Below are 12,887 nucleotides of genomic sequence, written 5' to 3' on the forward strand. Positions count from 1 at the left end.
ATTGGTGATAATGGTTATTCACCATTATCACCAGTATTTTGGGGTTCTGTAATTGCATCTATTGGATTATCAGATAACTTATTGTTACAAGTTACAAACGCTATTAAAGTATTTAAATCATCCATAAAGGTTATCTCTTGTGAAAGCTCTATATCACCTACTCTATAAGAATCACCTATTTCTAGTTTTGAAACATCTACATCAATATGTTTAGGTATATATTCATACTTACACTGAACCTTTACATTTGTTCTTTCTTTTTGAACAACACCGCCTTTTCTTGATACAAAATCTTCACCCATAAACAATATAGGGACATCCGTTTGAATAGCTTGATTTTTAGGGATTTCTTCTAAATCTATATGAATTATTTTATGATTTACAGGATTTCTTTGTACTTCTCTTATTAATGTACTATGTTTTTCTGGCCCAAGTTCAACCTCTAATACACCATGTTCTCCTGTAGAACTAATTTTTTTATTTAATTCAAGTTCTCCTATTTCAAACATTAAATTGTTTATATTCTTTCCATAAATAATACCTGGTATTTTGCCTGATTTCCTTTCCTTTCTAGCTTCATGTATTGTATTTTTATTTCTTTTATGTAATTCTAATTGTTCCATTTTAAACTCCTCCCATACATATCCTATAAAATATCATGTAAAACATTGTTAATCATATAAATAATTATTTACATAATTATTTATATTATTCACAATTTTTACTTCAAAAAATATTTATTTATAAAATTTCTTCACATTGTTGCATTTACAAATCATTTAACATATAATTATATTGGTTTAAATGAAAATGTAGGCCAACCCTTGAATCATCAGAGTTCAAAGGGCGTACTTTTATGAAAGAAGGTGCTTTATCAAGGTGTATAAATTAGATCAAACTCAAACCCCCTTATTTGATGCATTAATGGAATATGTAAATAAAGAAACCATTCCTTTTCATGTTCCTGGACACAAAAAAGGCGTAGGTATGGATGAAGAATTTAAAAAATTTATAGGAGAAAACCCATTTAAAATAGATGTTACAGTTTTTAAATCAGTTGATAGTCTCCATCATCCCACTGGTGCTATAAAAAAAGCACAACAATTAGCCGCTGATGCATATGGATCAGATGCTGCTTTTTTTTCAATACATGGAACATCAGGTGCTATCCAAGCCATGGTTATGTCTGCAGTTAAAGCTGGAGACAAAATAATAATACCAAGAAATGTTCACAAATCGATTACTGCTGGTATTATATTAAGTGGTGCAATACCTGTTTATATGCAGCCTGCGTTGGATAAAAAAGTTGGTATAGCTCATGGAGTTACACCAGGAACAGTTGAAGAAACATTGAAAAAGAATCCTGATGCAAAAGCAGTTTTAATTATAAATCCAACTTATTATGGGGTTGCTACTGATATAAAAAAAATAGCAGATATAGTTCATAGTTACGACATTCCTTTAATAGTAGATGAGGCACATGGTCCACACCTTGGTTTTAATGAAAAGCTGCCAACTTCTGCAATGGAAGCTGGAGCTGATATTTGTGCTCAAAGCACACATAAAATAATTGGAGCCTTAACTCAATGTTCTTTACTACAGGTTCGCTCTAATCGTATAGATATAAATAGAGTTCAACAAATTTTATCTTTATTACAAACCACATCACCTTCATATATATTGATGGCTTCATTGGATTGTGCAAGAAGACAAATTGCTCTTAACGGTAAAGAACTTTTAGATAAAACTATTGAGCTTTCAAACTACGCTAGACAAGAAATAAACAAAATTCCAGGCTTTTATTGTTTCGGAGATGAAATTTTAGGAAATGATGGTGTTTTTGCTCTTGATCCAACTAAAATAACAATAACATGTAGAGATTTAGGGATAACTGGATATGATTTAGATATGATACTTTCAAACAAATACCATATACAGCTTGAACTTTCCGATCTATATAACGTACTTGCAGTAGGGTCATTTGGTGATACAGAATATAGCATAAATGCTCTTATAAATGCTTTAAAAGAAATAAGTAAACAATATTATGGTAAAGGAAATAAAAAGTCAGATTTTATAGATATTCCTTCTATACCAAAACAAATTAAAATTCCTAGAGAAGCTTTCAACGGGAATAAAACTCCAGTTCCTTTGAAAGAAAGTATTGGTATGATAAGTGGAGAATTCTTAATGGCTTATCCACCAGGAATTCCTATATTGTGTCCTGGTGAAGAAATAACCAAAGAAATTATAGACTATGTTCAAATGCTTAAGAATACTGGATTATACGTTCAGGGAACTGAAGATCCTGAAGTAGAAATCATCAAAGTTGTAAAATAGTAAAAAAATATTTAAAATACCCAGCATTTTAAAAATGCTGGGTATAATTTTTTGTCATTATGAATTTTTTTGTTTCTAATTAAGCTTCTATGCCTTTCACTAAAGCTTTTTTATTTAATTCAACAGCTTTAGGTGGAACTGTAACTTCTAAAACTTCATTCCAATTTATATTTTCTAATTTAAGCGCCTTAAGTAATGCTCCTAAAAGAACAACATTTTGAGCTTTTATATTTCCAAGCTCTTCTGCGATTTTGGAAGCATTAACTATTATTGTATTTTTAACTGCCTTCTTTAATGTTTCATTAACATTTTGTGGATATTCTTCTTCACCTATTAGGACTGGAACTGGATATATTTCATAATCATTTATAACTAAGTAGCCATCCTTTTTTAAGTAAGGAAGCCATCTTGCTGCTTCACTTTTTTCAAAAGCTACTATAACATCTGCTGTTCCCTTTTCTATAAGTGGTGAATAAACCTTTTCCCCAAATCTAACTTGAGTAGTAACGCTGCCACCTCTTTGTGCCATACCATGAACCTCAGACATCTTTACATCATATCCATTTTTTAATAAACCTTCTGTTAAAATCTTGGAAGCAAGTATAGTTCCTTGTCCACCTACTCCTACGAATAATATACTTTTAACACTGCTCATATTATTCACCAACCTTTTCTATAGCATCAAATTTACAAACCTGTTTGCATAATTCGCATCCATTACACATATTTTTATCTATGCTAACTACATTATCTTTAAACTTAAGTGCTGGGCAACCTGTTTTTAAGCACGCTTTACATTTCTTACATTTATCTGAATCTACATTACAATTCATATTTGCTCTTCTCTTTATAACATCCTTCTTTAAAGCACAAGGCTGTTTTGTTATTATAACAAAAGGCTCACTGCTCTCATATGCTGCTTTTACAGCCGCTTCAGTTTCTTCTAGTTTATAAGGATCTACTACCTTTAAGTTTTCTTTTTTTATACCTAATGCAAGTACAACTTTTTCTATATCTATCATTGGAGCTGGTCTGTTTTGTAATGTCTTTCCAGTTCCAGGGTTTTCCTGATGACCTGTCATACCTGTAGTTCTGTTATCTAATATACATGTAACTATAGGTATATTATTGTATATTGAATTTGTAAGTCCTGTCATACCAGAGTGGAAGAATGTTGAATCTCCTATAAATGCAAATACTTTCTTATCCCTGTTTGCTAACTGATTTGCTTTTTCTATTCCAAGTCCAGCTGTAATTGAAGCTCCCATACAAACACAAGTATCAGTTACATTTAAAGGAGCTACCATACCTAAAGTATAGCATCCTATATCTCCTGAAGATATTATATTGTTCTTATATTTTGAAACTGCATAAAAAATTCCTCTATGTGGACATCCTGGACAAAGTACAGGAGGTCTTGATGGAGCTTTTATATCTACTGTATAATTTTGTTCATGGCTTTCATTACATATAGCCTTTCTTATAATGTCTGGATTTAACTCTTCACATATAGGAATAACTTCTTTTCCTATACAATTTATTCCTAAAACCTTAAGTGCATTTTCTAAATAAGGTTCATTTTCTTCTACAACATAAATTTTTTCAACTTTTGATGCAAATTCTTTCATCATTTTGTCTGGAAGTGGATAACTCATTCCTATTTTTAATACAGAAACTTTGTCCCCAAAAACTTCCTTTACATACTGATAGGATATACCACTAGTAATTATACCTATTTTACTATCTACCATTTCCATTCTATTTAAACTACAATTATTAGAGTATTCTCTTAATTTGTTAAGTCTTTCTTCTACTTCATAATGTTTCTTTTTAGAATGTGCTGGTATCATTATATATTTTGTTATATCTTTTTCATAAGGTTTTACTTCTGATTCTTTTCTTTCTCCCAATTCTACTACACTCTTGGAGTGAGAAACTCTTGTAGTACTTCTATAAAGTACTACTGTATCAAATTGTTCACTTATATTAAAAGCTTCTTTCATGAAATCTTTACATTCTTGTGAATCTGATGGTTCTACCATAGCTATTTTTGCATGAGGTGCAAAAAGTCTGTTATCTTGTTCATTTTGTGATGAGTGCATTCCTGGGTCATCAGCTGTAACTACTACTAGGCCTCCATTTACACCTTCATATGCCATAGTAAATAGTGGATCTGCAGCTACATTTAAACCTACATGTTTCATAGTTGTTAAACTTCTAGCTCCTCCAATGGCTGCTCCTGAAGCTACTTCCAAACCAACCTTTTCATTTGGTGCCCATTCTGCATATACTCCATCATAAGTAGCAAAGTTTTCAAGTATTTCTGTACTAGGTGTTCCAGGATAAGCAGAAGCAACTTTACATCCTGCTTCATATGCACCTCTTGCAATGGCTTCATTTCCTGACATAATGACTTTCATATATATACCTCCATTTTTAAATTATCTTAATTAACTTAACATTTCACATTACTGTTGAAATTTCAATTAAATTATGCTTTATTTAATCCAATAAAATTATTTAATTATGACACTATAGATCCTAATGCTATAGAATATAATTTTGATTTAGCACTGTCTGCCCTTGAAACAAGAACTACAGGACACTTAGCACCCATAATGACTCCAGCATTTTCTGCTTTTCCAAAATACGTCATGGATTTTCCTACAAAATTGCCAGCTTCTATATTAGGAACTAAAAGCACATCTGTATCTCCTGCTACTTCACTTACAATGCCTTTATGTTCTGCTGCTTCCTTTGATATTGCATTATCAAAAGCCAAAGGTCCATCAATAATACATCCTTCTATTTGTCCTCTTTTATTCATCTGAGTTAATGAAGCCGCATCAATAGTTGCTTGCATTGAAGGATTAACTACTTCTACTGCACAAACAGGTGCTATCTTAGGTGTTTCTATTTCTAACTTGTGTGCAACCTTTACACAATTATTTATTATCCCTATCTTGTCCTCCAAAGTTGGATAAGGAACCATGCCTCCATCAGTTAGAAAAATTAATTTGTGATATGAAGGAACTTGATAAATCATTACATGTGAAAGTAATCCCTTACCTCTAAGACCTGCTTCTTTATTTAATACAGCTCTTAACAAATCTGCAGTTCCAAGCATTCCCTTCATTATAAATTGTGCTTCTCCATTAGATACAAATTCTACAGCTTTTGCTGCTGCTCTTTTTATATCCTTTTCGTTTACTATTTTAATACCATCTATACATAAATTTTCTTTTTTAGATATACTTCTTATAGCGTCTTCGTCACCTACCAAAATAGCATCTACTATTCCAGTTTTAACTGCTTCTGTTACAGCTGTTAAAACTTCTTTATCCTGAGCTACTGCTACTGAAAGTGTTTTTTTGCTTTTCTCTTTAGCTAAACTTATCAATTGTTCCAGTTTTTTTACCATAAATATATACCTCCATTATTGTAATTAATTTACTACATCATATCACCATTATTGGTAATACTATTTTCCATAAACTAAAAGAATTTAAACATATCAAAAATAAATTTAAAACAATACTATATTATAGGTAGCAAATACTATGCCAAACTTATAAAACTTCTATTCCTAGTTTTTTTAATATTTTTACTTTTAAATATTTTCATTAATGGTACCAATGGTACAAAGACATAATACCTTTAATACTTTTAATTATATATTCAACTTTCGCAGTTTAAAAAAATGCTAATCAATGTACTTATAATATTAAATTAAAGTTTTGTATACACAAAAAATCCAGACTTACTTACATAAGTCTGGATTTTTCAATATATATTAATACAAAATTCTATCTGTAACATCTTTTATAGATTTGCATCCTGTAAGAACCATAGCTGATTTTAATTCACTTTTTATTGTATCTATATAAAGTTTTACTCCTTCTCTTTCTCCTCCAAAAGAAGCTGTTACAAATGGTCTTCCTATAAGAACTGCATCTGCTCCTAAAGCTAACATTTTAAGAACATCTACTCCATTTCTAACTCCACCATCTGCAAGTATTGTAACCTTACCTTTTACTGCCTCTGCAATTTCTGGAAGTACGTCTGCTACACCTGGAGTTTGATCAAGTACTCTTCCACCATGATTTGAAACAACTATAGCATCTACTCCTGCTTCTACTGCAAGTTTTGCTTCGTCAACAGTCATTATTCCTTTTAATATAAACGGAAGCTTTGTACTTTTTACTATTTCCTTTATTTGTTCTACAGTCTTAGGACCAACTGGCTTTCCATGAAGTGCTAAAGTTATAAGTCCTGCTGCATCTATATCCATACCCACAGCAAAAGCACCTGCTTCTTCTGAAAGTTTTATTTTGCTTATAACATTACTATTTTCCCAAGGTTTTATTATAGCAATTCCTTCCCCATTGAATTCCTTTAATTGCTGAAGGTTGGTTATAAGAAATGAGTCTACTGCTGTATCTCCTACCATAGGATAAACACCTGCATCAAGACATCCTCCAATTACCCATGATATGTATTGTTCTTCTGTAAATTTACCACCCATATTTAACGTAGTTCCTGATACTGGTGCTGCAAATACTGGCACTTCCATTTTCTTTCCAAATAATTCTGTACTTGTATCTGGGTCTTTAGCATCATGTATAACTCTCATATTGAGTTTATAACTATCTAATGCTTCAACATTAACTGAAAAAGCTTCTCCTGTTCCCTTGCCACCCATACCTGGAACTTCTCCAGAACAAGCTTTACCATTACAAACTGGGCAAACTTTACAACTTCCATTTAAATTTTCACGAGCGTTTTTTAATACTTCTTTGTAATTCATTTTTTATACCCCCACTCAAACTATTTTATGAATATAATACTTTGATTTAAACATACACTTTAATTATAGTTCATTTATTTTAAGTTAATCAAGGTCAACTTTACATTCACCACTTTTAACATCTTCTTCTGTATAAATTGTAAGTCCATTTCTACTTAACAACTCTGCAGTAACCCCATTTCCATCTATTTTATTTCCAGTAAATGTACCATCATAAATTTTCCCATAACCACAAGAAGGACTTCTAGCCTTTAAAATAGCAACCCTTGCTCCACATTCTTTTGCTATTTTAAGAGTTTCATGAGCTCCTTTTAAAAATTCTGCTGTAGCATCATCCCCATCTGGTCCAATTATTCTAGCCTTTCCATCAAGTACTTCTGCTCCATTAGAATTGTTTATTTCATGTGCTGGTCTTGGTGTACTTTGCCCTCCTAATTGTTCAGGGCATACAGGTATAGCTTTTCCTTGCTTCAATAACTCCAACACCTTAGGATCTAAGTTATTACCACCATTGTACTTACAGTTTGTTCCGCATAAACAAGCACTAACTAGTATCATAAATTCTCCCTCCAATCTCATTAAACTAAAATTATCTATAACAACATAATTAAATGTGTATACCTAAAGTTACTAGTTTGAATTTTACCATATATCACGGAGTAAAAGTCAAAATCCAAACTTCCACTGTACTTTATGCCGCATAGTACTTCTTCTACTTAAGTTCTGCCACTGTAACTCCAGTACCACCTTCACCATATTCCCCTAGTCTGTATTTTTTCACATGAGAATGATGCTTAAGCATATCTGTTATAGTATTTCTTAATACACCTGTTCCTTTACCATGAATTAAGGTTACTTCCTTTAGTCCTGCTAAATATGCTTCATCCAAATATTTATCTGCAGTATATACTGCTTCTAAAGAATCCATTCCTCTTAAATCCACAGATGAAGCTACAGATTTTAAGTTAAGCTTTGCTTCTCTCTTTACTCTTTTCTTTTCTTCTTTATTTACAGCACCTGTTACTGCTCTTAAATCTTTTAGTTTAACTTCTATCTTCATAATTCCAGCTTGAACTTGAACATTTCCTTTATTATCAGGTTTGGATATAACTATTACTTTTTGGTTTAAAGAAGGTACAAAAACTTCTTCCCCTTCTCTTACATTTTTAAGTTCCTCACCATCATTTCTTTTTACTTTATTAACTTTTTCATCTATTTTATCAAGCTTTTGTGATAGTTTTCTTCTTTCTTCTTCAAGCTTGTGTCTTACATCTGAAGCATAACCAGCTTTCTCTAATTCTCTCATTTCCTTAAGAATATTATCTGCTTCTTCTTTAGCTTCCTTTATAATTCTCTTTGCTTCCCTTTGAGCATTTATTACAGCTTTTTCTCTAGCATCTTGAAGTGATCCCATTTTTTCTTCATATTTATCTTTAATTTTAGCAGCTTCTAGCTTTAACATCTCTGCTTCTCTTGCATTGGCTTCAGCTTTTACACTTTTTTCTTGAAGATTTTCTATTAAATCTTCAAATTGAAGCGTTTCACTATTTATATTTTCTTTTGCATCATGAATTACATAGTCTGGGAGTCCTAACCTTCTAGATATTTCAAAAGCATTTGACTTACCAGGTACCCCAATTAAAAGTCTATATGTAGGTCGTAATGTTTCCACATCAAATTCTACAGATGCATTTTCAACTCCATCTACTTTTAGAGCATAAACCTTAAGTTCACTGTAATGGGTAGTAGCAACTATTCTGCAGCCTCTGCTTTTTAAATTTTCCAAAATAGATACAGCTAATGCCGCTCCTTCCGTTGGGTCTGTTCCTGCCCCTAATTCATCAAAGAGCACTAACGATTCATCATCTGCCTCATTAATTATCTTTACAGTATTAGTCATGTGAGATGAAAAGGTTGATAAACTTTGCTCTATACTCTGCTCATCTCCAATATCTGCAAATACTTCTTTAAAAAAGCTTACAGTAGAATTTTCTCTAGCTGGAATCATAAGTCCACTTAAAGCCATAATATGTAGTAATCCTACTGTTTTCAATGTAACTGTCTTACCACCTGTGTTAGGACCAGTTATAACTAATGATGTAAAGTCTTTACCTAAATACACATCTAAAGGTACTACTACTTTTCTATCTATTAAGGGATGTTTTCCTTGTACTATATCAATAATACCTTCATCATTAACCTTAGGTGCTGTACAATTAAGTTCACTAGCAAATTTCGCCTTAGCAAAAATAAAGTCTAGTTCCCATATTATATCTGCATCATTTCTTACTGCTATTATACTTCCATAAATTTCATTTGAAAGGTAAGCTAATATTCTATCTACTTCTGCCTTTTCCTTTAACATAAGTTCTTTTATTTCATTGTTTAAATTTACTAAACCCATGGGTTCTATGTATAAGGTAGCTCCACTGGAACTTTGATCATGCACAAGTCCAGGAACTGCTCCTTTATGTTCAGCTTTTACAGGTAAAACATATCTATCCCCTCTCATAGTATATAAGTTATCCTGGAGATATTCTGAATAAGTTCTTATAAGAGAATTTACTTTATCTCTTACAGAAGAATTTTTATCCTTTAAAGCCTTTCTAATATTATAAAGGGCTGTACTTGCTCTATCGGAAACTTGTTCTTCACCTTCTATGGACATAAATATATGATCTTCTATGTTCTTTAATGGAATAATACCCTGAGATATATTTTCCAAAACCCTAGAGCCTTCTTCTTCCTCTTTGTGACTTATATACTCTTGAAATCTTCTAGCAGCTCTAAGTATCGCTGCTATTTTCAAAAGCTGTCCTGGCATTAAAGTAGAGCCTTTTCCTGCTCTGCTTATGCCTTCTCTTACATCATAAACACCTTCAAAAGGAGGTGCTCCCTTTGTCACTAAAAGTTTAAATGCCTCCTTTGTTTCTTGAATATGCTCTCTAACTTCATATATATTATCATAAGGTTTTAATTCTTCTATTAAATCCTTAGCTGCACCAGTACTTGTATAATTCTTTAACTGTTCTTTTATCTTATAAAATTCTAGCACCTTTAATGCTTTTTCATTCAACTCGTTCGACCACCTTTTTACCAACTTGTATTATTTAATGTAGATTACTCTACACCTCTCTTATAGTGTCCTCTTGTAAACTTACTAAAATCTCCATTCCATTCTTTCTGTTTTACACATTTTAACACATTATTTACTTCATTATAAGTTTCATCTATAAAATCGATTCTGTAACTATTTATCTCTGCCTTTTCTAATTCATCTATATTGTCTATTAAATTTGTAGGAACACTATTATAAATGTGACATCTACAATATTTATCTGTATTAACAGTAAAGCATGCTCCCATTCTATCTTTTAAATGAAATGTTCCTCTTTCACATGCTCTGCTGCAATTTTGAGATACACCTTTGTTTCCAAAAGTACTTCCTATTACGCAGTACTCTGAAACCATATTTTCTACTTTTCCATAAAGCATTATCTGGCATGGCATCTTAGACTTCTTAGCTAAACTCAACATTTCACTTTTATTAAGTTCTACACTTAAACATATACCATCCAATAAATCATTATAAAATTGTGTAGAAGTAGGATTAAATATATTTAGTTTATAGTCTCCTATTATTGTAGTTTTTTCTTTAAATTTATGTATTATACCCAAATTTGCTGTAACTATGCCTTTTATATATGGGAGCAATTCTTCTACTTTAGAACACACAGCTGAAAATTCCTCTTTTATAATATTAGGAACCTTAAGCCAAACATTGTTTTCTTTTATTATTTCATCTTTTATATCGCTTTTTTTATAAAATATATCTGCTGCCACATCCGAAAGTCCATTTTCAAAAGCAGCTTTCATTTGATCTAGCATATTGACACAAATCATATATTTAGGAATTGGCCTAGCGGAAGCTTTTTCTTTCTTTAACGCTTCTACACCTTTAGTTCTATTTACTTTAAGTAACTCATTTTCTATAGCTTCTATTAGCTTTCTCCTGCTCTCATTTATAGATGATACTGGCATAAAACCTTCTTGAAAATCATCAAATTGTATATTAGCAACCCTAAAAGGAGTACTTCCACTTTTTTTAAGATGTTCTTTCAATTTATCTGTATTTAAAGGTTTGTTTAAAGCTTTTTGAACCAACTCTCCCTCAACAGAATACTGTTTTCCTTTGTAAATAGTACTTAACTTTATAGGCTCATTTAATTTAAATTTTACTTTTAAATCCAAGTCTACTTTTTTTCCAAAAGGATTTTTATAAATACTTTCCATAGAGCTAAGTAGCTTTATATCTGAAGTTTTATAAAGAATATCTCCACTTTTAAAATCTACTGGTTTAAGTTTTACTTTACTTCCTTTAGCTGCTTCAAAAACTTCATTTCCATTTTGTATTATTTTTGAAACTGTAAATCCTTTTTCTCCATTTCTTATACCATCCTTAATACTCAAATCCTCTTGTAATGCAATACTTAAATCCTTTTGGACCTTCCCAAGTATTACTCCTGTATTCTTAGGAAAAGTATAAGCCATCATATCTTTACCTACATTTCCAAACAAATAAGCCTTTGAAAAACCTTCTCTATTAAAAAGCTGTAAAAGCTTTTTCTTTTCATGTTCAATATCCACATTGCATCCATTTAGAATACTATCTATAGCTTTTCTATAAGATGATACTACTGCAGCTACATACTCAGGTCTTTTCATTCTTCCTTCTATCTTCAAGGAAGTAGTACCACTTTCAATTATATCCTTTATATTTTCTATAGTACATATATCTTTAGGACTTAACAAATATCCTTTTTTCTCTCTTCCACTAATACTATCAACTATAGTATATGGTAATCTACAAGGCTGTGCACATCTTCCCCTATTACCGCTTCTTCCACCAATCAAACTGCTCATAAGACACTGACCAGAATAACACACACATAATGCTCCATGTACAAAAATTTCTGTTTCTATATTCAAATCTTTAGATATATGTTTTATTTCATTTAAAGACAGTTCCCTTGAAAGTACAATTCTTTCAAATCCTTTGTCTTTTAAAAGAGCAGCTCCCTCACCATTATGTACTGTCATTTGAGTGGATGCATGAAGTTCAAAATCTGGCAATGCTTCCTTTATCAACATTACTAATGCTGTGTCCTGTACAATTAGTGCATCCACACCAATACTGTATAAAAACTTAGCATACTCTAAAGCTTCTTTTAATTCCTTTTCTTTCATTAATGTATTTATAGTTACATATATTTTAACTTCATATATATGACAATATTCCACTGCCTTTTTCATATTTTCATTATCAAAATTAGAAGCATAAGCTCTTGCCGAAAACTTATTTCCTCCTAAATACACTGCATCTGCTCCACACTGTACTGCTGCATAAAGACTATCCATACTTCCTGCTGGCGCCAGCAGTTCTATTTTGTTCATCCTACATCTCTCCTACCATTTTCTTAACCATACGTTTTTTATTATACAGTATATTATTATCTTTTAAAACTTATTTTAGGCACATAAATGGAGTATTTCACACTTTAAGCATAATGCAGAGCAAAGCTTTACTAGTTAATAATTAAGAATTAATAGTGAGGGATGATTTTTTGTAGTGTAACGGGAAAAAATTCACATTAACTATTAATTCTTCATTATTAATTATTAACTAAAAATATTGTGTCGCAATATTTTTATCTTCTTCACCTTTAAAGCATATATACCA

General features: G+C 31.4%; 9 protein-coding genes. 1 reads left to right on the forward strand and 8 read right to left on the reverse strand.

Annotated features, from left to right (window positions below):
* Positions 1-14: 14 nt before the first annotated feature.
* Entirely contained in the window at positions 15-623 is a 609-nt protein-coding gene (locus Q6H37_RS26075; protein ID WP_318737805.1) for a 50S ribosomal protein L25, read from the reverse strand.
* 256 nt (positions 624-879) lie between these two features.
* Between Q6H37_RS26075 and Q6H37_RS26080 the strand changes: the two genes are divergently transcribed.
* On the forward strand, positions 880-2,340 hold the full coding sequence (locus Q6H37_RS26080; RefSeq protein ID WP_318737807.1) for an aminotransferase class I/II-fold pyridoxal phosphate-dependent enzyme: 1,461 nt from the start codon (positions 880-882) through the stop codon (positions 2,338-2,340).
* A 79-nt stretch (positions 2,341-2,419) separates the two neighbouring features.
* On the opposite strand, the gene Q6H37_RS26085 is transcribed toward Q6H37_RS26080, so the two are convergent.
* The 7 genes from Q6H37_RS26085 to Q6H37_RS26115 all read right to left on the reverse strand — a co-directional run bounded on the left by Q6H37_RS26085 (position 2,420) and on the right by Q6H37_RS26115 (position 12,601).
* Positions 2,420-2,995, reverse strand: coding sequence for an indolepyruvate oxidoreductase subunit beta (locus tag Q6H37_RS26085; protein ID WP_318737808.1), 576 nt, complete (start codon positions 2,993-2,995; stop codon positions 2,420-2,422).
* 1 nt (position 2,996) lies between these two features.
* Complete coding sequence (gene iorA / locus Q6H37_RS26090) at positions 2,997-4,760, reverse strand: indolepyruvate ferredoxin oxidoreductase subunit alpha (protein ID WP_318737810.1); 1,764 nt, start codon at positions 4,758-4,760, stop codon at positions 2,997-2,999.
* 104 nt (positions 4,761-4,864) lie between these two features.
* Positions 4,865-5,761, reverse strand: a complete 897-nt coding sequence (locus Q6H37_RS26095; RefSeq protein ID WP_318737812.1) for a phosphate butyryltransferase — start codon at positions 5,759-5,761, stop codon at positions 4,865-4,867.
* A gap of 372 nt (positions 5,762-6,133) precedes the next feature.
* A complete protein-coding gene (locus tag Q6H37_RS26100) occupies positions 6,134-7,147 on the reverse strand; it encodes an alpha-hydroxy-acid oxidizing protein (protein ID WP_318737814.1) in 1,014 nt (337 codons plus the stop codon).
* A gap of 84 nt (positions 7,148-7,231) precedes the next feature.
* Positions 7,232-7,705: a DUF523 domain-containing protein gene (locus Q6H37_RS26105; protein WP_318737817.1), complete on the reverse strand. Its 474-nt coding sequence runs from the start codon at positions 7,703-7,705 to the stop codon at positions 7,232-7,234.
* A 154-nt stretch (positions 7,706-7,859) separates the two neighbouring features.
* Positions 7,860-10,223 (reverse strand): endonuclease MutS2, encoded by a 2,364-nt coding sequence (locus tag Q6H37_RS26110; RefSeq protein WP_318737818.1) that lies wholly within the window; start codon positions 10,221-10,223, stop codon positions 7,860-7,862.
* Between the two features lie 44 nt (positions 10,224-10,267).
* Positions 10,268-12,601: a U32 family peptidase gene (locus tag Q6H37_RS26115; protein WP_318737820.1), complete on the reverse strand. Its 2,334-nt coding sequence runs from the start codon at positions 12,599-12,601 to the stop codon at positions 10,268-10,270.
* Positions 12,602-12,887 lie beyond the last annotated feature (286 nt).

The sequence above is a fragment of the Clostridium sp. JS66 genome, from assembly GCF_033561535.1.
GTDB classification, from domain to species: Bacteria; Bacillota; Clostridia; order Clostridiales; family Clostridiaceae; genus Clostridium_AM; species Clostridium_AM carboxidivorans.